Genomic DNA, 22,188 nt, shown 5'->3' on the forward strand with positions numbered 1-22,188 from the left:
ATAATAATTCTAGAGCAGTATTTGAGAGGTTATTATGGTGGCAATTCTAAATATAACAAAAGGCAAAAATAAAGTTATTGTGTCTGGATTAGCTGGAGCTTTATCAGCTTTAATATTTTTAACAGCAATCCACATTGCCGCAAAGATAGCCATTATCGTTTCTGCTGCTGCAGTTACTTACTTATTACTTTCGCTGATTCATAAAATAAGAACTAAAAAAGAACAGCCTGCTGAAATTACTGGTGTTTCAGGAGATGAAGGTGAAGAAAAAGGTACCGTAAAAGAACCAAAAAGAACTGAAACTGAGCTAGAAGAAGAAATAAAAAATAAAAGAGCAGAAGAAGAAATGAAAAATGGACTACCTAAACATATGGATTTCAAAGGTAATTCACTTTCTAAAAGCGCTGATACTAAAGATAGTCATTCCGTTTCTAGTGCTACAAATATTGTTATGGAACCTTTACCTAAACACATGGATGCGCTTGGTAATCCACTTCCTGAAAGACCAAGTGCAAATATTAGTATAGAATCTAAACCTGAGAGAAAACTATCTCCTGCAGAGTGGCTATTACAGTGCGGGAATGTAAATAATGATGTGAGGGAAGTGCTAAAACAGCCAATTATCCAACAGCCATTTAACGGGTTAGGGTTTTAGATGTAGTTGCTATATCAAACTCTCCATCTTATATTGAGGATCAGATGCAATGCCATACACTCTATTTGGCGGAGCAATTTTGTTCTCTATACCAAAAACTATACCTTCAATTATTGCTGTGAGTACTTTTTCAAGGTTGCAATCTGCTCCAGGAACACGGTGCTCTAGGCGGCATCTTTTGGAATCGTTGCCAAAATAGGGAATTCTTATTGCAGCAGTTCTGTTATTTATTCCCCAACTAATCGTAGTTGGAGTGTGAATATCCGGATACTGAAATCTTAAATATGAATCATCATTTGGAGCAAAAAACAACATATGTTTTTTCATCATTGCACATAATCCACCAATACTATGAATCAGATAGTCACTGTACTTTTGCTCATTGATATAAAATAAGTTACCGTTATTTGAATTCACGAGATTAACATGCACATTTAATGCACTGCCTGCTCTATCCAAATAAGGCTTTGCTTTAAAAGAAACATTCCCACCTAGTTTTTGTGCTGTTTCAGTAAGTGATTGTTTTGCTAACTCAAAATGCTTAATTAAATTGTAGGAGTTCGTATAACAACCACTTTTTATCTCATACTGATGTGTAGAATTCTCCTTCTCGCAAGAAAATTCAAGAGATGCTATTTTATTTTTGATGCTATTCAGAAATAAGTATTCTTTTTCTATTCCTTCAATGTAAAACTCTAGTTCAATACCGAATACAGCATAACAACTCAAATTACTTAATATAATCATAAATTTGCTTCAGTAAATCTATATTAGGTTAGCTATATTTATATGAATACTTTACTTATTTGCCAGTAAATTTAACATCTTATTTATACATAATGTATTACTGTTTTTAATAGCATGCTTCTAATCCTCGATACAAGCGACATTTACAAATTTTTCATTTTTTTGAAATAAAAATGATCAATTTTAATGTTTTTATACCCTTTACAACCCATCAAAAAATCACCATAATTTTTAGTATGTATTAAGTAGTATTAGCTTTTCATTTTGCAGTAAGCTATTGATTATCTTATATTTTTCTAATTATTGCTTTTTTCTTGGTGTGGTATATGAACTTAACTAGCCCTAAGGTTTCTACTATGTTTTTTGATCAGATTATTACAGTAACGGATCACAATGTTACTTGGGAAAAAATCCAAAATTGTCTTTATAATCTTTATGGAGAAGCAACATATAATAGCTGGCTGAGTTCACTAAAATTTGTCAGTAGCAGAAATGGGGAAGTTCTTTTATCCGTGTCAACAAGGTTTATAAAAGAGTGGATTACAGTTCATTACATGAAAAAAATATTATCATTATGGCAAAGCGAAGATAAAAGTATACGTTCTATTGATATTCAAGTAATTGAGGAGAGGAATTCAAATTTTAATGTTATACTAAAAAACAGAGAGGAAAGTAATCATAATCTTGGTTCGCCGCTGGATCCAAGGTTCACCTTTGATAATTTTGTAGTGGGAAAGCCAAATGAATTAGCATTTACGGCGGCAAAGCGTGTGGCAGAATCTATAGATCCAATATTAGGCAGCAATCCTTTGTTTCTATATGGTGGAGTGGGACTTGGTAAAACACATCTAATGCATGCTATAGCTTGGCACATAGTCAATTCCCCATCAGCAAAAAGAAAAGTGGTGTATTTATCAGCAGAGAAATTCATGTACCAATATATTACAGCGCTGCGAAGCAAAGATATTATGTTATTTAAAGAGCAATTTAGATCAGTAGATGTATTGATGGTAGATGATGTGCAATTTATCAGTGGTAAAGATAGTACACAAGAAGAATTTTTTCACACTTTCAATGCATTGATAGACCAAAATAAACAATTGGTTATATCAGCTGATAGGTCTCCTAGTGATCTTGATGGAGTGGAAGAAAGAATAAAATCACGACTCGGTTGGGGGTTGGTGGCAGATATTAATGAAACAACTTTTGAATTAAGGCTTGGTATATTGCAGGCAAAAGTGGAGCAGATGAATATGTATGTTCCGAAAGATGTCCTAGAGTTTTTAGCAAGGAACATAAAATCTAATATAAGAGAATTAGAAGGAGCATTAAATAAGGTTACCCATACCTCATTAATTGGAAGAAGTATGACGGTAGAATCAGCTAGTGAAACCCTAATCGATCTTCTTAGGTCAAATCATAGGTCAGTCACAATAGAAGAAATACAAAAGAAAGTAGCTGAATTTTTCAATATAAAGGTTGCAGATATGCAATCCAATAGAAGGCTTCGCAGTCTTGCAAGGCCAAGACAAATAGCTATGTATTTTGCCAAAAAATTTACGCAAAAAAGCCTACCAGATATTGGGAGAAACTTTGGTGGCAGAGACCATGCTACTGTTATACATGCAGTAAAACAAGTAGAAAATTTTATAAAGACCGACTCAAAATTTGCTGATGAAATCAATCGATTAAAAAAAATGTTTAAGTAGCGTTTTTAAAATAGCTAATAACAAATCCTAAAATGAATCGACTATAGTTTTAATCCGTTTAAGTTTAAAATCTTCTGTTAGCTTCGCAGAATACATTTCCTTATTGTGTTGATTATAGAAGGTAAATTCGTGATCATCTAAATTTAGTATTGCAAAGCCAAAGCCAAAAAAGTTTCTAACCTCGTGTGCTAAGTAGTTTTTACCATTTGAATAGTCAAATTCTACATTTTGATAAACAGATTCTTGATCTTGAGCGTGTAATGATGCACCACCGTTTCCAACTATAATTTGGTCTGGAACATTATCCATTAATAAAATCTGGGCTATATGAATGTGGCCAGAAATTATGGTAGTAACATTGCTTGGAAATTTATCTCCAAAAGCTTCGATTTGTGTAAGATTACCATGGCTTTTTAATGTCAAAAATTCTTTTTTTGGAGATCTCCAAAGCGGTTTATGAGTTAAAAACCACATGGGCTTGTCAGAACTATTTTGTATCAATTTATCAAATTGCCTCTCAAAAGCATCAATTGTGCTTTGGGTTGTAAAAATATCCTCACCGGATGAAGAGTCGAAGATAAAAAATTTCATCGGTCCAGCATCTAAGGACCAACTAGAAACGAAGTTTCCACATTTTTCAGACGAAAAGGGGTATGAATCTAGATACCTGAACCATCCTTCATAAGCTCTATCACAACTCTCATGGTTTCCACGAACAAAAAGGAAAGGGGATTGTGATAAAATATCCTTTGCAGGCTCAAACCAATCAGCGTACCAAACTTCTTTATTATATCCATAAATATCGCCACACTTTTTTGTATTTCTACATTTTGTTTGTCTATAATGATAATCACCAACATGGATAATTAAATCTGGTTTATGAAGGGCGATTGAATCTAAATTTTTTTTTAAAGGCCAGCTATCTACCGAATTACATTCCTGCTGAAATAACATATTTATTCTACAGCCCGTGTCACCAATGAAAGCAATTTTATTAACCTTTTTTGGTAATATAGGAACCCGTAGATCCTCAATACTAATGTTTTTGGCACTTGTTTGTACTGTCAGTTCACAAACTGTTTCGTTATGATCACCATTGTTAATTGAGCTGCGATTCAGCATTTCTGTTTCCTCGCCATCAACATAAACAATGGGACACATGTCATTGTCCGTAATTGCGCGTATGCTTAGTTTATTTTCTGGGATAACTTGAGACCATGTGTATAATATTTGTGCATGGACGAAATGAAAGCTAGTTATAAGAGAGAGAGCTAAAAAAATAAAGATATTAGCTATATTCATTTGTATAAAAACCTAAGTTAAAAATTAGTAGTAAGGTTATCTTAAATGATTAAAATTTATAATCACAAAATTCATAATCAAATTATACAAACAATTTCTAAATTATTCTAGTATCAGATTGACACTCTAGATGAAAAATTCTAAAATGATTAAGTAATTTAAAATAATTATATAAAAACTAGAATATAGTGCGGCCGTGGTGGAATTGGTAGACACGCAGCGTTGAGGTCGCTGTGGCTCATAAGGCCTTGGAAGTTCAAGTCTTCTCGGCCGCACCAGTTTTTATCGCTGTTTAATATGGGTAAAAATGTTTATAGGAAATCAGAGTAGCAATAAGGTAGAAAGAGCTATCAGCGAAATCAGGCGCGGTCGGCCAATTGTAATATATGATGAAAGTAATTACCTATTGTTTGCTGCTGCTGAGGCTTTAGAAAGAGATTTATTTAATCAATACAAGCTTACATCAAGTAATGTATATGTTACTTTAACTTCAAGTAAGGTAAAATACATATCTCAGAATAAAGAACATAACAGCAAACGTCTGTTGGTGAATAATTTTGATGAACTGCTCTATTTAATAAACTGTTCAAAGGAAGATTGCATAAAAGAGTTGCAATGCTCAAAGACAATAGATGAATGTGCTATTGCCTTGCTTAAGTTCTCAGAATTATTGCCATACGCGTTAGTGGCTGATATGACTTTTGAGAATAACCATGAAATGCGAAATTGGTGCGAGAAAAATGACGTTATTGCACTGGACACGTCATTCATAAATAATTTTCAAGAAAATCAGGATGTATATGAAGTGTGCAAAACATCATTATTTTTAAAACAGACTCAAGAAGTAAATATCATATCTTATAGAACCGAAAGTGGTGGAAGAGAACATCATGCAATTATCATTGGCAATCCAGATAAAGATGACGAACCATTAGTGAGAATTCATTCTTCGTGCTATACGGGTGACTTGTTAGATAGCTTGTCATGCGATTGCAGAAGTCAGTTACATCAAGCAATTCAAATGATAGCTGACTCTGGAAGTGGTATTATATTGTATTTGATGCAAGATGGAAGAGGCATTGGTTTAACTAATAAGTTAAGAGCGTACAGTATGCAAAGAGGACATAATCTTGATACTGTTGATGCAAATAGAATATTGGGTTTTGAAGATGATGAAAGGAGTTTTGCTGTTGCAGCTAAAATGCTTAAGAAATTGAACATTAACAAAATCCAATTACTTACAAACAATGATAGGAAATTGTCAGAATTGGAAAGTAGTGGTATAGGAGTTACAAAGTGTCTACCACTTATTGTGGAACGTAATAAATATAACGATTCATATATGGAGACAAAGTTTGGTAAATTAGGCCATAGATTAAGAGTTTTTTAGCTTTTTTGCTGTAACTACTTTGTTAATTTGCTATGTTTATTAACATAAGTTAAGATTTTTAGGAATACTAAAATGCTAAGATTTTTTAAGCGAGAAAAAAATACTGAATCCTTAGATAAGGATATAAATTGGAATTCAAACCGCTACAGCACAGTTATTGCTCAAAGGAATATTCTACTTTTATTTGCATTAATATTATTAGCAACGATCTCTATCAGCATATTAGTCATATTTAAAATTAGCACAAGTAGCACTATTGAGCCATTTGTTATAGAAATTGACAAGAAATCAGGAATAGTGCAATTGGTTGATCCTGTCACAGTAAAACAGTATTCTGCAGATGAAGCGCTAAACGATTATTTTATTTCAGAGTATATAAAAGCAAGGGAGGTTTTTGATCCATATCATTATAATTATAACTATTATACAAAGGTGAGGTTGTTTTCCTCACCTAATGTGTATAATGAATTTAGAAATTATGTAGGATCGCAGAATATGGATGATCTTTTTAATTTATATTCAGATACCAAAAGTGAATTTAAAATTCGCTCAATTCAAAAGTTGGGTAACGATGCTCTTCAGGTGAGATTTTTTGTGGAATTTACACGGAAAGATGGAAGTTCTACGAGAAAAAATAAGATAGTTATTATGTCATATAGATATGCATCGCTTGAAATGGATGATCAGCAAAGATATATTAACCCATTAGGATTTCAAGTTATTTCATATAGAGTAGATGATGAATATGTATAGGATATTATTAGTTTTAGCTTTACTTGTAAGTGGCAATTTAAACGCATCCATTAATTATAATGAGCCTATTTCTATAGATAGTAGAATAAAGACTTTTGTGTATAGCCCTAATGAAGTATTTACGGTGGTTTTTAGTCAGGGTTACTATTCTTATATTGAATTTGCGGAAGGAGAAAAAGTTAAAAATATCGCTGTTGGTGATGCATCAAGTTGGAAAATTAATCCTTATGACAATAAATTGCTTATCATGCCATTTGAAGTTAGTAGTCGCACTAACATGATTATTACGACAACTAAAAAAAGAAATTACATTTTTGATTTAATCTCAAGGCCAAACTACGATAAATACCCGGATACTGATGCTAAGAAAGTAGATCACGATTATTCTGCTGAAAAGGATATATCTTACGTAGTACGTTTTTATTATCCTCAAGAAGAAGGTGAATTTGATGTTGATTTAGATGAGGTTTCTTTACCTACTCAAATGCAATATACTACAGACAAGCTAGAAAAAATAATACAAGAAAATGATACGAAGTACAATTATACATATATTGATGAAGGTGGTAATGCGGATATAGTTCCGATCGAGTTATTTGATGATGGTTATTTAACCTATTTAAAATTTAGAAATAATAATAAAATACCTCAGGTTTTTGTAGAAGGGGAGGATAAACCTTGTAAAAGGCTGTTATTTGATGATTATGTTATAATAAAAGGAGTACATAAAAAGCTATTTATGCGTTATGAAGATGGTGAAGTTGAAATTATAAATAGGTCACTTTAGCTGTGGTACATGCAATATGAATAAAGAAAGGCGTAACAATTCAGAAGATGAATCAGAAATAGAGAATAAGGTAGTAACAGTTGGCTCTAATCAAGGTCATAGGGCATTGATGGTCATTATTTTAGTGCTTCTGGCTGGTGGAGTGTATTATCTCTATTTTAGTCCTTCTCCTAAAGAGGGTTCAGAAGTTATTAAAAAAGAGGAAACAAAGCAAAACGTTCAAGAATTGAAAGGAAAGTTGGAACAAGTTCCAGATAATGTAATGGTTCCTGAAAGAATAATAACTGATCCCTTACCACCCTTACCTCCTCTTCCTACACCACTAATCATACCAGAAATAAAACAAATTAGAAAAGAAGAAGTGATGAAAAAAGAAGAAGAGAAACCAAAAGAAACTCCTGTGTCAAATATACCTATTTTGCCAAAGCAAAATTTTCCTTCTAGTAATGTTATGGGCAATTTACCTACCTCGTTTCCTACAATAGGGGGTGGCGGTTATCCTAGAGACAGACGTAGTGCACAGATGTTGACAATTTCAGGTGGTAGTGGAGAGAACAAGGCTGCTGATGCTATTTTATCCGACACTTCAGCACAATCGAGCAAAGCTACCAGAGTAGGAAAGCTTGGTTTAATGATTACTCAAGGTAAAATTATTGATGCTGTTCTTGAAACTGCAATAAACTCTGATCTGCAAGGAATGCTGCGTGCTATGGTGAGTAGAGATGTTTATGCAGAAACTGGTGATACAGTTTTAATACCTAAAGGCTCAAGATTGATAGGCAGTTATTCATTTGACTCGAATGTTGCTAAATCTCGTGTAAATATAAACTGGAATAGAGTGATTCTGCCACATGGAATAGATATTGCAATCTCATCACTTAGTACTGACGAGCTTGGTAGAGCAGGAATAGCAGGAATAATTGATAACAAAATAGTAAGTGCGTTATTCTCTTCAGTGACACTTGCTGGTGTTTCGATTGGTTCTGCTGTTATAGGGCAAAAGGCTTCTAATCTTGTTGATACGCTAACTGTCAGAGATGCAGTAAAGTCTATCACTGCAACCGAAATAGATTTTTCTTCTCTCCAACTCATTATTGACCCAGAAAAGAAGATATCTAGTGACAAATGGAAATTAGGCCTTGGGGCTATCGGAAGAATTCGGAGTGCCAAAAGCAGACAAGATTTACTAAAAATAATGAAAGAGGAAATAGCAAAAGCACTAGGAATTGAAGAAGACGAGGTAAATATAAGTCTGGAAATTGTAAATCAACTGTTAGAACAAATTCAAAGAAAAAGCAAGTCTGTTTATGATGAAGCAATCGGGAAATCAATCGAGGATTTTTCTAAAGATATGCGGGATGTAGTGGGCAGATATACAGATAAAAAACCAACTATTTATGTTGATCAAGGCACTGCATTGAAAGTATTTGTTAACCAAGATATAGTATTTCCTCCACAGGCAATATTAAATCAATGAAATGAACTATGCTGCACTTGATACATATTTGGAGCCATTACAAGGCATATTTCAAGAAGAAGGCGTAAATGAAATATCAATAAATAAGCCAAAGGAAGTATGGATTGAAAATCGCGGTGAAATAAGGTGTGAAAAATTAGAAGTATTCGATCTTAACCATTTGAAATCTCTTGGCAGACTGATTGCTCAAGCTACAGAACAAAAACTTAGCGAAGAAGCGCCGTTACTTTCGGCAACATTACCAAATGGTTATCGTATACAGATAGTATTTCCGCCAGCATGTGAGCCTGATAAAGTAGTCATGTCGATTCGTAAGCCTTCTAGCATGCAATTAGCACTCGATGATTACGAAAAAATGGGGGCTTTTTCTGAAACTGTTACAGAAGCAACTGATAATCCAGTTGACCGTCATTTGGATTTACTGTTAAGGCAAAAAAAAATAAAAGAGTTTTTAGAATACGCTGTAATAAGTAAGAAAAATATTATAATTAGTGGTGGAACTTCCACTGGTAAGACTACTTTTACTAATGCTACTTTGCGTGCTATTCCAGATGAGGAAAGAATTATTACTGTTGAGGATGCAAGGGAAATCGTTTTGAACGATCATCCCAATAAAGTCCATCTAATTGCCTCTAAAGGAGGGCAGGGCAGAGCAAAAGTAACCACTCAAGATTTGATAGAAGCGTGCTTACGTTTAAGGCCAGACAGAATAATAGTTGGTGAGCTCCGTGGAGCGGAAGCTTTTAGTTTTCTTAGGGCGATAAATACTGGTCACCCTGGATCAATATCAACCCTTCATGCGGATAGTCCAACAATGGCCCTTGAGCAAATAAAACTGATGGTTATGCAAGCAAACCTTGGCATTCCTCCAGACCAAATTATACCATACATTAGAAATGTGATTGATATTGTTATTCAGCTAAAAAGAACCGGTGGGGGCAAAAGAAGCATTTCTGAGATATTATTTACTAGATCTGCGAGCGAAAATGCTTAAATTTATACATAAGTTAAGGAAGAGTAGTTTATGAGTAATGGAAATCACCTACGTAATATTCTCATAGGAGGTGTAGTAGCTTTTAGCGTACTTGAGTTTTGCTTCTATCTATCTGGTATATTGTTTGTTCTGTTTGCTGATGGTCCGGATGCTGTGGATTTTAAGGCAATTAATCCTAGTTTGACGCCTTTCCCTCAAGCTCTTTGGCCAACGATTTTTGATCATATACAATATTGTTGGCATCATCCAGAGTTATATAGCCTTGAGCTCAAAATCACATTAATTATATCTTCTGCACTGCCTATCATTGTTTTAATGATTATCTTATGGAATTTAAGAGAAAGGATAATTGAGTGGCGACCATTTAAAAAGAAGGAATCACTTCATGGAGATTCGCAGTGGGCATCAGAGAAAGACATACGAAAAGCAGGATTAAGAAGCAAAAAGGGATTATTGCTTGGTAAAGATAAAAGAGGATACTTCATTTCTGATGGGTTTCAGCATGCATTGTTATTTGCACCTACAGGTTCTGGTAAGGGTGTTGGCTTTGTAATTCCTAATTTATTATTTTGGACTGACTCGGTAATTGTACACGACATAAAATTAGAAAACTATGAAATAACAAGTGGTTGGCGAGAACGACAAGGACAAAAAGTATACGTATGGAATCCAGCGCAGCCAGATGGAATAAGTCACTGTTACAATCCATTACAATGGATTAGTGAAAAACCTGGGCAGATGGTTGACGATGTGCAGAAAATAGCTAACCTAATCATGCCTGAACAAGACTTTTGGCAGAATGAAGCAAGAAGCTTATTTGTTGGAGTGGTATTATACTTACTTGCTGCACCAGAGAAAGTTAAATCTTTTGGTGAAGTTGTGCGTACGATGCGTAGTGATGACGTGGTTTATAATCTTGCTGTTGCTCTTGATACAATGGGTAAAATACTACACCCTGTAGCATATATGAATATTGCAGCTTTTTTACAAAAAGCTGATAAAGAAAGGTCAGGTGTTGTATCAACCATGAACTCATCACTTGAATTGTGGGCAAACCCATTGATTGATACTGCAACTGCGTCAAGTGATTTTAATATTCTAGATTTTAAAAAGAAGAAAATTACAGTTTATGTTGGTTTAACTCCTGACAACTTGACTAGGCTCAGGCCTTTAATGCAGGTTTTTTACCAACAGGCAACTGAGTTTTTATGTAGAAAATTGCCATCGGATGACGAGCCTTATGGCGTATTGTTTTTAATGGATGAGTTTCCTACACTTGGAAAAATGGAGCAATTTCAAACAGGTATTGCATATTTTCGTGGTTATCGAGTTAGGTTATTCTTAATTGTTCAAGATACTGAGCAGCTCAAAGGAATATACGAAGAAGCAGGGATGAACTCCTTTTTGTCAAACTCGACTTACAGAATAACTTTTGCAGCCAATAATATTGAAACAGCTAATTTAATATCGCAACTTATAGGAAACAAAACTGTACAACAAGAATCGTTGAATAAGCCTAAATTTTTAGATTTAAATCCTGCTTCAAGGTCATTACATATCTCTGAAATACAGAGAGCATTGCTATTGCCTCAAGAAGTTATTATGTTGCCACGTGACGATCAGATAATTTTAATAGAGTCAACTTACCCAATTAAATCAAAGAAAATTTTGTACTACAGTGATACCACCTTCACAAGAAGGCTGCTCAAACAAACTCGTGTGCCTACACAAGAACCATATGACCCAAACAAAGTTCTTTCTGCCGCTGCGAGCAAAGATAAGGTTAATAACGAGGGGAATAATGTTCTTGAGGGACCTAATTCAGTTGATTATCCTGCTGAAACTAAAACCGAAGATGCAGTATATGATGAATCAGATGAATTTGCAGACGAAGATATTGATGATGAAGATATCGACGATAAGTTTGAAGATGATGACGAGGAAGATGAGGATAGGAGCGATGATGGGTTTGATGACGAAGAAGAGGAGGATGAATTTGAAGATGAGGATAAATTAAAAAATGACGAGAAGTAAGGTTAACTTTGCCTATTTTTAGCTCAGAAAAGTGCAAGTTATGCAAATAATTAGGTTTTTCATATTAAGCCATTTTTAATTAATTAGTATTAGATTAGCTATTTTAACTAGGGGAGTAATAATGATTAGTAAAAAAACATTAGCGGTTACAGCATTTGCTTTATTGTTGTCACAACAATCTTTTGCAAGTGAAACAGAAGGGTTTTACTTTGGTAGTGGGTATTACGGTCAATATTTAAATAACACAAGCGTACTAAAAACAAGCACTACAGGTATCAAAAATTTGTCTATAAATGACAGGGGTGCTCAGAACACAGAAGGTCAGTCACTAAGTGAGTATAAAGGAGATTATAATCCACCTTTTGCTGCAAATGTGGCATTTGGTTACACAGGAGAATTGGGTAACAACAGCTATAGGGCTGAATTGGAAGGGATGTATTCTTCTGTAAAAGTGGATAATATTGGTTTAACAAGTAGCCAAATAACTGTTTCATACCTAAAGGAGACTGGTGAGGATCCTAATAAAGAAACTTATCTCTATAGTGCTGCAGTTAGTCATGACCAAATTGAGAACATATCTGTAATGGCAAATGTTTATCATCATTGGAAAAGTGACCGTTTCTCTTTTTCTCCTTACGTTGGTATTGGGATCGGTGCAACAAGAATGACGATGTTTGAAAAACCGTCAATAAGACCCGCAGGTCAATTAAAAGCTGGCTTTGACTATCGCATAAACGAAGATGTAAATATGCATATCGGATATAGAGGTTTTGGTGCTATTGGTAGCGATATTAAGCTTACAGCAAAAAGGTTAGGACAAGTGGTAGACGACCCTAATAATGATAAAAAAAAGAAGCTTAATCCTAGCTCAGGTAGCAAAGTAACTGAGGAAATAAATATAGGTAATCAACTATTTCACACACACGGTATAGAGGCTGGTCTTACTTTCCATTTTGCCAGCAAAGCTTAAACATGTTGCCCTTTAAAAAATGCATAAAACCGTTCCTGTCGTCCTATGGCTTGACCATAGGATCTAGTTAAATATAGATCCAAGTAGTCACGCTACTTGGATGACTAGGTAGAGGGTACTGGGATGATATAGGATAATATGGGATGAAGGCAAAAAAACATTAGCTATGTTCTTTTCACAACAATGCATCTCTTCATTCCCGCTAAGTCATATACATATTCCTGAAAAGCTAATTCGTATGAGGGGATTATTTTGTCAATATTGCTTTGATCTTCACCTATCTCCAATATCGCAAACCCATTTTTTTTAAGGCACTTTCTCAATATTGGAAAAATGCTCAAGTAACAGCTCAAACCATCAATACCACCATCAAGGGCAATTCTTGGTTCCTTTTGCACTTCAGCTTGCAAGTCTTTCAATTTGCTTCTTTTAATATATGGAGGATTACTGATTATAAGATCGAATGAACCTCTGCACTCTGTCCACGAACTTGGAAATATTTTGGCTCTGCTGAGAAGATCATGTTTTTTTGTGTTCTGATAGGCAACTTTATATGCTTCCAAGCTTTTTTCAAAACCGACGCCAACAGCATATTCATACTCACTAAGTACGGATATCAATAAACAACCTGTGCCTGTACCAAAATCTGCAATTTTTAGTTTCTGTTTTTTGTTTGGGTAATATTTTAACACTGCTAGGATTATTGTTTCACTATCTGGCCTTGGATCTAGAACATGCTGGTTAACTATAAAATTTTTACTCCAGAATTCACGATTACCTATTATTTGCGATATTGGATATCTTTCCGCTCTTTTTTTTGTTAATTTCCAAAATAAAAGTTCTTTCTCCATCGGCACTTGATCAGCATGGTTCACAATTATAAATGATCTTTCCACTCCAAGTACGTGCTGCATGATGATTTCACAATCTAAATGTGGTGATTCAACTTTATGTGACGATAATAACTCCGATCCTTCTTGAATTAAAGTGCTGATTGTTTTCATTATTCTAAAAATATGTTTCTTTCAGCCAAAAATAGCAAGATGAGCTTCCAGTTTAGGGTAGCTGCACTAAATCCCAGTGTCAAGCACGCAGCTGTACGAACATTGCAATTTGCAGATCCAAGTAGCTTGACTACTTGGATCCAGCTAAGTTGGTGAGCATAAAAGTATAGCTAATGCGAGCTTTACGTCATACCGTCACGGTATCTCTAGATTCCGCTAACACGTAGCGGGACGACGAGGTCAGGGTGTCATCCCAGTGCCCAGACACTGAGATCCAGAAAAGTTTGCTTGTAAGCAAGCAAACTAGCACAGAAAGTGGTTACAACATTTTCGATGAGATTATATGGAAAACTGGATTCCAGTGTCAAGCACTGGAATGACACCTTCCTGCCCAGTTCATGTTGCCATAAATATTAAGAAATTTACCAAGCAAAAAAAAGGCAAAAGAAGCCCTAGTCATTGTCTATTTTCAGTATTGGCGTTTTTTAAGTCTTAAACACTGCAATTTAGCTGCTTTTAAATGCAACTCACCTTAGTTTAAATGTTTAAGAAATTTACTAAGCAAAAAAAAGGCAAAAGATATCCCGTATTAGCTAGTTGTCACTCTCTAATCCTGCAAATTGGCGTACTATACTGTCTTAAACGCTTTATAAGCGCGTTTCAGCTTATATAGGTAAAAACCCAGAAATGTTGTGAAGAAGTAAAGTGTGCATAGTGCAAAAAATTAAAAATAAGACGCCAATTACGTAATACTGTTGTCATTTAATCTGCACAGATTGAAGATAAATGAATACCTTCAGTACCATGATAATGGGGCTGGCGAAGGGTGTCAAGTAAGTTTTTTCGTTTCTACTGAATGACAGTTGTGGCTTGGGAGGTAGTGCAAGAAGTCTACTGATGGCTTTCAAGGCAGTTGAGCTTAATTATTAGAGTAGTAATGTTTATTTTTATATTGACTATTGAGGTTTATTATTTTATAACTAAAAACTTAGTTATTTTAATGAGCTTGAGTTTATAACATATGCCTACGATAAATCAATTAATACGTAAGGGTAGATTAGGATTGACCCATAAGAAAAAGGTACCAGCTTTGGGAGAAAGCAACCCTCAAAGGAGAGGTGTTTGCACTAAGGTGTATACTACAACTCCTAGAAAGCCTAACTCAGCACTCCGTAAAGTAGCCAGAGTAAAAATTAGTGGGTATGGTGAAGTGACGGCTTATATACCTGGTGAAGGTCATAATTTACAAGAACACTCTGTTGTTTTGATACGTGGTGGGCGGGTTAAAGATTTGCCAGGTGTGCGTTATCACATAATAAGAGGTGCCCTTGATCTGCGTGGTGTGCAAAATCGAAAGAAAGCTCGTTCAAAATATGGTGTAAAGAAATCTGGTTAAAGTTTATGGCTCGTCGGAATAAAGCAAAAAAAAGAGAAATAAGTCCTGATTCGCGTTACGGCAGTGTTTTGCTGATGCGTTTCATTAATACAATCATGAAATGTGGTAAAAAATCTACTGCAGAAAAGATTATCTATGACGCTTTGTCTTTAGCTGAAAAGAAAATAGGCGAAGGTGGGTTATCAATTTTTGAGACAGCAGTAGGAAATGTTACTCCTTCTATAGAAGTGCGTTCTCGACGCATTGGTGGTGCAACTTATCAAGTACCTGTTGAAGTTCGACAAGATAGAGCGGTTTCTTTAGCGTTAAGGTGGATTGCTAAAGCAACTTCTGCTGCTCGAAAAAAGAGTGGAAAAACCACTGTTGATTGTTTGCAATCTGAAATACTGGATGCTTATAATAAACGCGGTGGTGCGTTTAAGATGTGCGAAGAAAAATATAAAATGGCTGAAGCTAATAAGGCATTTTCTCATCTTCGTTTTTAATGTTAGCTAATTAATTGTGATATGGAAATTGGAATATCTAAATACAGAAATATAGGGATAATGGCTCACATAGATGCTGGTAAGACTACCACAACAGAGCGTATTTTATTTTATACTGGTAAGCAAAATAGAATTGGTGAAGTGCACGATGGTGCAGCTTCTATGGATTGGATGGAGCAGGAAAAAGAGCGTGGTATTACAATCACATCTGCTGCAACAACATGTTTTTGGAATGATCATAGGGTCAATATAATAGACACTCCTGGTCACGTTGATTTCACTATTGAAGTTGAGAGATCTTTAAGGGTTTTGGATGGTGCAGTTGCTGTATTTGATGGAGTTGCTGGAGTTGAACCTCAATCTGAGACAGTGTGGCGTCAAGCTGATAAATATAGCGTTCCTCGTATCTGCTTTGTTAATAAGATGGATAGAATAGGGGCAAATTTTTATCGATGTGTTGATATGATAAAGACGAAGCTTGGTGCAGCACCTTTAGTTATTCATTTACCAATAGGGAGTGAGAAAGATTTCAAAGGTATAATTGACCTTATTTCTATGAAAGCCATTATATGGCAAGAAGAAACGTTGGGCGCTAAATTTTCTTATGAAGATATTCCTTCTGATTTGCTTGATAAGGCTCAAGAATATCGAAATCTTTTATTAGATGCTGCAGCTGAGATGGATGATGAAGCGATGAATACTTACTTTGAGTCTAATGATCTGCCAGTGGATTTACTGAAAAAATGCGTGAGAAATGGGACCATTAAAGGAAAATTTGTTCCTGTGTTATGTGGATCAGCTTTTAAAAATAAAGGCGTACAACCACTTTTAGATGGTGTGGTTGACTTTTTACCTTCTCCTATTGATGTTGATGTAATTGTTGGAATTGATCCTAAAGATTCAGAAAAGAAAATTGAGGTCAAACCTTCAGAAAAAGAGAAATTTGTTGCTCTTGCATTTAAAGTGATGACGGATAAATTTGTAGGCAGCTTGACGTTTATCCGTATTTATTCTGGTAAATTAAAGTCTAAATCTACCGTTTCAAATGCGTTAAAAAACGAAACTGAAGGGATTGGCAGAATGTTACTTATGCATGCAAATAACCGAGAAGATATAACTGAGGCTAGGGCTGGAGATATAGTTGCTTTAGTTGGGCTAAAGAAAACAACCACCGGAGATACTTTATGTTCTGTTGATTTTCCTATATTATTGGAGCGTATGGAATTTCCTGAGCCTGTTATTGAAATTGCTGTAGAACCTAAAACCACTTCAGATCAGGAAAAATTAGGTATTGCTCTAAATAGGTTGGTTGCAGAAGATCCTTCTTTGAGAATGTCAGTAAATGCGGAAAGTGGCCAGACTATATTGAAAGGCATGGGTGAGCTCCATCTTGAGATTATTGTTGATAGAATGAAGCGCGAATTTAACGTTGAGGCTAACGTCGGTGCTCCTCAGGTTGCATATCGTGAAACTATCACTAAATCTGTTGAAATTGATTACACTCATAAAAAACAATCTGGTGGAGCTGGTCAGTTTGCTAAGGTTAAAATAAAATTTGAACCTCTTGAGCCTGGTTCTGGGTTTCAATTTGAAAGTAAAATTGTAGGTGGTGCTATTCCAAAAGAGTATATTCCTGGGGTAGAAAATGGCTTGGAGTTGATAAAAGAAGGTGGTATAATTTCGGGATTTCCGTTGATTGATTTTAAGGCTACCCTTCTTGATGGTGCTTTTCATGAGGTTGATTCTAGTCCTTTAGCTTTTGAACTTGCTGCTAAAGGTGCTTTTAAAGAGATGGCAAATAAAGCTGGTCCAAAAATGCTGGAGCCTATAATGAAAGTTGAAATCATTACTCCTGAAGAATATATGGGTGATGTTATGGGTGATATAAATAGTAGAAGAGGAAATGTTGCTGATATGCTCGATTTAGGTAATAATAGTAAAATAATTACTGCTTCGGTACCTCTTGCAAATATGTTTGGTTATATCAACGTTTTGCGTTCTATGTCTCAGGGAAGGGCGCAGTATAGTATGCATTTTTCTTGTTATGAGCAAGTGCCACAATATGTGGTTGATGAGTTAAAGTTAGAGTATAATTAAGGGTAATAATTATGACAGCAGTAGTGGAAGCATTTGGAAAGCCGCATGTAAATGTGGGAACAATAGGACATGTGGATCATGGGAAGACGACGTTAACAGCGGCGATAACGAAGCATTATGGAAATTTTGTAGCGTACGATCAGATAGATAAAGCGCCAGAAGAAAGGAAGAGGGGGATAACGATAGCAACAGCGCATGTTGAGTATCAGACGGAAAAAAGGCATTATGCACACGTTGATTGTCCTGGACACGCTGACTATGTAAAGAACATGATAGTAGGTGCAGCACAGATGGATGCGGCGATATTGGTAGTGTCGGGGGTTGATGGGCCAATGCCACAAACGAGAGAGCATATATTGCTGGCGAAGCAGGTAGGTGTTGGATATATCGTGGTGTATATAAATAAAGCTGATGTTGCTGATGCTGATATGATAGATTTAGTAGAAATGGAAGTGAGGGAATTACTGAGTAAATACGGATTTCCAGGGGATGAAGTGCCTGTGGTGGTTGGTTCAGCGCTCAAGGCGCTGGAGGATGACAGCAGCGAATATGGAAAGAAATCAATAGATAAATTGATGGAAAAGTTAGATGAATATGTAGCGGTTCCACCAAGGCCTGTGGATTTACCATTTTTATTGCCAATCGAAGATGTATTTTCGATATCGGGGCGAGGAACAGTGGTAACAGGAAGAATAGAGAAGGGAGAGATAAAGACGGGAGAAGAGATAGAGATAATAGGTCTGAAAGCGACGCAAAAGACGATATGCACAGGTGTTGAGATGTTTAAGAAGTTGCTGGATAAGGGAAGTGCAGGACTCAATGTAGGAATATTGTTAAGAGGAACAAAAAGAGAAGAAGTGGAGAGGGGGCAAGTATTAGCGAAACCGGGGACGATAACACCGCATAGAAAGTTTAAGGCGGAGGTTTATATATTAAAGAAAGAGGAAGGAGGAAGGCATACACCATTTTTTGCGAATTACCAGCCACAGTTTTATTTAAGGACAACGGATGTAACTGGGAGCATAAAATTGCTAGATGGGAAGGAGATGGTAATGCCAGGAGATAATGTGAGTGTAGAAGTAGAATTGCAAGTACCGATAGCAATGGATAAGGGATTGCGTTTTGCGATAAGAGAAGGCGGTAGAACTGTTGGTTCTGGTGTTGTTTCTGAAATTTTGGAGTGAGAGTTTGAGTTATAGGAGTGTAGCTCAATTGGTAGAGCGCTGGTCTCCAAAACCAGAGGTTGTAGGTTCAATTCCTATCGCTCCTGCATTAATGTTGTGGTGGAAATGTTAAAAAGTTTGTGTGGTTTTTTCTGTGATATAAAGCAAGAAATACGAAGAATTGCTTGGGTAAAGAAACAGGAGGTGTTGTCATCTCTATTTGTTGTAATGATTGTTATATTATGCTTTTCGATTTTCTTCTGTTTTGTGGATTTTATGTCTCTTTACGTAATTAAGGCTTTATTTGGAATTATTTATGGAATGTGAATATAAATGGTATATCATTAAAGTTGATTATGGATATGAGCAAAACATACGCGAATTGGTAAGTAATGCTGTTTATTTTAAGGAAGTGTTTATTCCTTATCAAACGGTATGTAATTCAAAGTCTGATATAAAAGAATTATGTGAAGTGTATGTATATATGCATCTGTGTGATGAAAGCAAAAATATTTTGAATCAAACGCCTGGATTCTGCAGTGGCGAATCTGGTGATTTTGAGATGATTTCAGATGATGAGATAAGTTTAAAGTGTAAAGAATTTAATAGATATAAATGGTATATCTTGAGAGTTGCTTCCAATTGTGAAGAGAAAGTGCGCCAACATATATTGGAAAATTCTATGAGATTGGGTGTTAATGATTACTTTAAGGAAGTTTTTATTCCATATGAAGAGCTAAGTGAAGTAGAGTTGAAATCTAAGAAAATTGCTACACGAAGGAAATGCTTTCCTGGTTATGTCTTTTTATACGTGAATTTATGCGATGAAGTATTGAATTTTATCAATAATATACCAAAATCTCTTAAGGTTTATGGATTTTTGAAAAACGGTAATATTCCAAAGGTGATTTTGGATGATGAGATTCACTCAATGTGTAATGCACTTTATAATGCTCAAGAGACAAAGAAGTTAGGTTATGGTTATGAAAAAGGTGAAAAAGTGAAAATTAATGATGGTCTTTTTCAAAATTTTACTGGTAAGGTAAATATGGTAAACGATGAGAAAAAAATTATTAATGTGGAAGTATCGATTTTAGGTAAGCCGACAATAATAGAGCTTGATCTGGCTCAAGTAGAGAAAATAGAGGATTAATTATGAGTGTTATAGTTGCTAAGATTAACTTACTTATGGAAGCTGGGAAAGCAGTTCCAGGACCGAAAATTGCTTCAGTACTTGGTCCACGTGGTATACCTGTTCCTAAGTTTTGTGAAGCTTTTAATAAAGTTACTAGTGCTGCTAACGCTAATTATAAAGTAGGCGATTTAGTAACAGTGCGAATTTCCATAAAGGATGATCGCTCTCATGATTTTACTGTCAGCGGTCCGCCTGTGGCTTATTTACTTAAGCAGGAGGCTAAATTAAGTAAAAGTTCTGGTAATCCTGGTAAAGAATTAGTGGCTAAATTACCTATGTCTGCTATAATTAAAGTAGCAAAGTGCAAGATGGTTGATATGAAAGTGGATAATGAAGATTCAGCAGTGAAAATGGTTGTAGGCACTGCAAAATCTATGGGTATAGAAGTTGTGGAAGGTTAGGTAAATGAATACATATAATGATAATCCTAAGCAGTGTTTGAAGAAGATTGTTGAGTCTGCTTCAGCAAAATTTAATGAATCAGTTGATATTGCGGTCAATTTAGGCGTAGATTCACGTAAATCTGAAGAGCAGGTGCGTGGTACAGTAGTTTTGCCTAAAGGTATCGGGAAGAATATTAAAGTAGCTGTTTTCGCTCAAGATAAACATTTATTAGAAGCTGAAAAAGCTGGTGCTGATATTGCAGGAGGAGAGGATTTAGTTGAAGAAATAAAAAAAGGTAGAAAGTTAGATGTTGATTGGTGCATTACTACTCCTGATTTTATGGCAAAAATCACTCCTATTGCAAAAGTATTGGGTGCTAAAGGGCTGATGCCTAACCCTAAATTTGGTACTGTGACTTCTAACATTGCAGAAGCTATTAAAACCATTAAGTCTGGTCAGGTAAAATTTAGAACAGATAAAAATGGTGTTATTCATGGTAAATTAGGAAATATTAAATTTGATATTGATGACTTGCTAGAAAATTTAAAAGCCTTTCTTAAAGTAATTAAAGATAATAAACCTATTTCTGCGAAAGGAATTTACTTTAAGGGTGTTTTTTTAAATTCAACTATGGGTAAAGCTTATAAGATAGGCAAAGTGGAAGATATAATTTAAGGGAGTGATACCGTGAAGCGTAAAGATAAGGATGAATTTATACAGAGCACAATAAACGTATTTGTAAATAATGATTTCTTGATATTAGTAAATTTTAAATCTATAAATGCTAATGATTCATTAACTCTGAGGAATAGTCTGAAGTCTATAGCAGGTGGGGTATTAGTAGTTAAAAACACTCTAGCGCGCTTGGCTTTGGAAAGGACTGGTAAATTCTCTTATTTATCAGGCAAATTTTCCGGTCCTGTTGCTATTATATACTCTAGTGGCATAGTAGAAGCTGCAAAATTAATAGTTGATTTTACTAATGCTAACAAAGAAAAAATGTCTGTGATTTGCGCAGCTCATTTAAATGAATTGTTAACAGTGGAAGATGTTAATAAACTGGCTAAGTTGCCTTCTCTGGATGAATTGCGTGTTAAAATTATGCGTTTAATATCTTATGATATTCCTGCTCGGTTAGCGTTGTCTATTAATTCATCTTCTATGAGGCTTATGAGAGTTTTGGATTATTATAGTTCTAAAAAATAAATTTGTTGTTAAGTAAGGTGGTAATTATGAGTAATGTAACAAGTGATTTGGTTGATAAAATATTATCTTTAAACCTATTAGAGGCTTCTGAACTTGTAAAAGTTTTAGAAGAGAAAATAGGGTTGCCTGCTGGTTCTTTTCTTGGTGGAGCTGTTGGTGCTGGGGCGCCTATTGGTGATAATGCTGCTGCTCCTGCTGCTCAAGAAAAAGCTGAGTATAAAGTTGTGATTAAAGAAATTGATGCGAGTAAAAAAATAGGAGTTATTAAAGCTGTGAGAGAGGTTAATTCTACATTGGGTTTAAAAGAAGCAAAAGAGTTGGTTGAATCTTTACCTAAAGATTTGACTGCTAATGTTCCTAAAGACGAAGCAGAAAAAATCAAGCAAAAACTTATTGAAGCAGGAGCAACTAAAGTGGAGCTTGAATAATATTTAATGTAT

The 22,188-nt window shown here is 35.2% G+C and carries 24 protein-coding genes and 2 tRNA genes; 23 read left to right on the forward strand and 3 right to left on the reverse strand.

The annotated features are described in order from the left end of the window. The first annotated feature begins 34 nt into the window (after positions 1-34). Entirely contained in the window at positions 35-655 is a 621-nt protein-coding gene (locus ACICPZ_RS03160; RefSeq protein ID WP_264373657.1) for a hypothetical protein, read from the forward strand. Positions 656-664: 9 nt separating this feature from the next. Here the strand turns inward: ACICPZ_RS03160 and ACICPZ_RS03165 are convergent, their stop codons facing one another. Next, a complete protein-coding gene (locus tag ACICPZ_RS03165; RefSeq protein ID WP_264373658.1) occupies positions 665-1,402 on the reverse strand; it encodes a glutamine synthetase in 738 nt (245 codons plus the stop codon). A gap of 326 nt (positions 1,403-1,728) precedes the next feature. On the opposite strand from ACICPZ_RS03165, the gene dnaA reads away from it, so the two are divergent. Next, entirely contained in the window at positions 1,729-3,111 is a 1,383-nt protein-coding gene (gene dnaA / locus ACICPZ_RS03170; protein ID WP_010962298.1) for a chromosomal replication initiator protein DnaA, read from the forward strand. A 27-nt stretch (positions 3,112-3,138) separates the two neighbouring features. Here dnaA and ACICPZ_RS03175 read toward each other — a convergent pair whose 3' ends face one another. After that, positions 3,139-4,413: a metallophosphoesterase gene (locus ACICPZ_RS03175; protein ID WP_209473146.1), complete on the reverse strand. Its 1,275-nt coding sequence runs from the start codon at positions 4,411-4,413 to the stop codon at positions 3,139-3,141. A gap of 190 nt (positions 4,414-4,603) precedes the next feature. On the opposite strand from ACICPZ_RS03175, the gene ACICPZ_RS03180 reads away from it, so the two are divergent. From ACICPZ_RS03180 to ACICPZ_RS03215, 8 genes are all read left to right on the forward strand, one after another. Beyond that, positions 4,604-4,691, forward strand: a tRNA-Leu gene (locus ACICPZ_RS03180). Between the two features lie 29 nt (positions 4,692-4,720). After that, positions 4,721-5,803 carry a GTP cyclohydrolase II gene (locus ACICPZ_RS03185; protein ID WP_010082649.1) on the forward strand — a complete coding sequence of 361 codons (1,083 nt, stop codon included), beginning with the start codon at positions 4,721-4,723 and terminating at the stop codon, positions 5,801-5,803. A 72-nt stretch (positions 5,804-5,875) separates the two neighbouring features. Then, on the forward strand, positions 5,876-6,556 hold the full coding sequence (locus ACICPZ_RS03190; RefSeq protein WP_151807683.1) for a virB8 family protein: 681 nt from the start codon (positions 5,876-5,878) through the stop codon (positions 6,554-6,556). Further along, on the forward strand, positions 6,543-7,343 hold the full coding sequence (gene virB9 / locus ACICPZ_RS03195) for a P-type conjugative transfer protein VirB9 (protein WP_174515708.1): 801 nt from the start codon (positions 6,543-6,545) through the stop codon (positions 7,341-7,343). The genes ACICPZ_RS03190 and virB9 overlap by 14 nt, the downstream gene beginning before the upstream one ends. Before the next feature lie 16 nt (positions 7,344-7,359). Then, complete coding sequence (locus ACICPZ_RS03200; RefSeq protein ID WP_264373659.1) at positions 7,360-8,820, forward strand: TrbI/VirB10 family protein; 1,461 nt, start codon at positions 7,360-7,362, stop codon at positions 8,818-8,820. Between the two features lies 1 nt (position 8,821). Further along, entirely contained in the window at positions 8,822-9,814 is a 993-nt protein-coding gene (virB11, locus tag ACICPZ_RS03205) for a P-type DNA transfer ATPase VirB11 (RefSeq protein ID WP_010962302.1), read from the forward strand. Between the two features lie 30 nt (positions 9,815-9,844). Continuing rightward, complete coding sequence (locus tag ACICPZ_RS03210) at positions 9,845-11,848, forward strand: type IV secretory system conjugative DNA transfer family protein (RefSeq protein ID WP_077188467.1); 2,004 nt, start codon at positions 9,845-9,847, stop codon at positions 11,846-11,848. A gap of 121 nt (positions 11,849-11,969) precedes the next feature. Next, a complete protein-coding gene (locus tag ACICPZ_RS03215) occupies positions 11,970-12,818 on the forward strand; it encodes a P44/Msp2 family outer membrane protein (RefSeq protein WP_253303626.1) in 849 nt (282 codons plus the stop codon). 164 nt (positions 12,819-12,982) lie between these two features. Here the strand turns inward: ACICPZ_RS03215 and prmC are convergent, their stop codons facing one another. After that, the gene (prmC, locus tag ACICPZ_RS03220) at positions 12,983-13,822 is read right to left on the reverse strand and encodes a peptide chain release factor N(5)-glutamine methyltransferase (protein WP_010962305.1); all 840 of its coding nucleotides are present in this window, start codon (positions 13,820-13,822) and stop codon (positions 12,983-12,985) included. A gap of 245 nt (positions 13,823-14,067) precedes the next feature. On the opposite strand from prmC, the gene ACICPZ_RS03225 reads away from it, so the two are divergent. From ACICPZ_RS03225 to rplL, 13 genes are all read left to right on the forward strand, one after another. Beyond that, complete coding sequence (locus ACICPZ_RS03225) at positions 14,068-14,202, forward strand: hypothetical protein (RefSeq protein WP_264373660.1); 135 nt, start codon at positions 14,068-14,070, stop codon at positions 14,200-14,202. Beyond that, positions 14,166-14,318, forward strand: coding sequence for a hypothetical protein (locus ACICPZ_RS03230; protein WP_007549315.1), 153 nt, complete (start codon positions 14,166-14,168; stop codon positions 14,316-14,318). Before ACICPZ_RS03225 ends, ACICPZ_RS03230 begins: the two co-directional genes overlap by 37 nt. A gap of 525 nt (positions 14,319-14,843) precedes the next feature. Beyond that, on the forward strand, positions 14,844-15,218 hold the full coding sequence (gene rpsL, locus ACICPZ_RS03235) for a 30S ribosomal protein S12 (RefSeq protein ID WP_006279787.1): 375 nt from the start codon (positions 14,844-14,846) through the stop codon (positions 15,216-15,218). A gap of 5 nt (positions 15,219-15,223) precedes the next feature. Further along, positions 15,224-15,703 (forward strand): 30S ribosomal protein S7, encoded by a 480-nt coding sequence (rpsG, locus tag ACICPZ_RS03240; RefSeq protein ID WP_007549313.1) that lies wholly within the window; start codon positions 15,224-15,226, stop codon positions 15,701-15,703. Between the two features lie 21 nt (positions 15,704-15,724). Next, positions 15,725-17,800 (forward strand): elongation factor G, encoded by a 2,076-nt coding sequence (gene fusA, locus ACICPZ_RS03245; protein WP_010962308.1) that lies wholly within the window; start codon positions 15,725-15,727, stop codon positions 17,798-17,800. Positions 17,801-17,811: 11 nt separating this feature from the next. Continuing rightward, on the forward strand, positions 17,812-18,984 hold the full coding sequence (tuf, locus tag ACICPZ_RS03250) for an elongation factor Tu (RefSeq protein ID WP_010962309.1): 1,173 nt from the start codon (positions 17,812-17,814) through the stop codon (positions 18,982-18,984). 13 nt (positions 18,985-18,997) lie between these two features. Then, positions 18,998-19,070 (forward strand) — tRNA-Trp (locus ACICPZ_RS03255). Positions 19,071-19,089: 19 nt separating this feature from the next. Further along, positions 19,090-19,290, forward strand: coding sequence for a preprotein translocase subunit SecE (gene secE, locus ACICPZ_RS03260; protein ID WP_022626186.1), 201 nt, complete (start codon positions 19,090-19,092; stop codon positions 19,288-19,290). Continuing rightward, complete coding sequence (gene nusG / locus ACICPZ_RS03265) at positions 19,280-20,116, forward strand: transcription termination/antitermination protein NusG (RefSeq protein ID WP_070356705.1); 837 nt, start codon at positions 19,280-19,282, stop codon at positions 20,114-20,116. Before secE ends, nusG begins: the two co-directional genes overlap by 11 nt. A 2-nt stretch (positions 20,117-20,118) precedes the next feature. Beyond that, positions 20,119-20,559, forward strand: a complete 441-nt coding sequence (locus ACICPZ_RS03270; protein ID WP_006279541.1) for a 50S ribosomal protein L11 — start codon at positions 20,119-20,121, stop codon at positions 20,557-20,559. A 4-nt stretch (positions 20,560-20,563) separates the two neighbouring features. Beyond that, positions 20,564-21,217 (forward strand): 50S ribosomal protein L1, encoded by a 654-nt coding sequence (gene rplA, locus ACICPZ_RS03275; protein ID WP_065094732.1) that lies wholly within the window; start codon positions 20,564-20,566, stop codon positions 21,215-21,217. Between the two features lie 12 nt (positions 21,218-21,229). Continuing rightward, the gene (gene rplJ / locus ACICPZ_RS03280; protein WP_006279539.1) at positions 21,230-21,748 is read left to right on the forward strand and encodes a 50S ribosomal protein L10; all 519 of its coding nucleotides are present in this window, start codon (positions 21,230-21,232) and stop codon (positions 21,746-21,748) included. A gap of 26 nt (positions 21,749-21,774) precedes the next feature. Beyond that, positions 21,775-22,176: a 50S ribosomal protein L7/L12 gene (gene rplL, locus ACICPZ_RS03285; RefSeq protein WP_007551887.1), complete on the forward strand. Its 402-nt coding sequence runs from the start codon at positions 21,775-21,777 to the stop codon at positions 22,174-22,176. The last annotated feature ends 12 nt before the right edge of the window (positions 22,177-22,188 follow it).

Origin of the sequence: Wolbachia endosymbiont (group A) of Melitta haemorrhoidalis, from assembly GCF_964273365.1 — a bacterium.
Classification (GTDB): Bacteria; Pseudomonadota; Alphaproteobacteria; order Rickettsiales; family Anaplasmataceae; genus Wolbachia; species Wolbachia pipientis.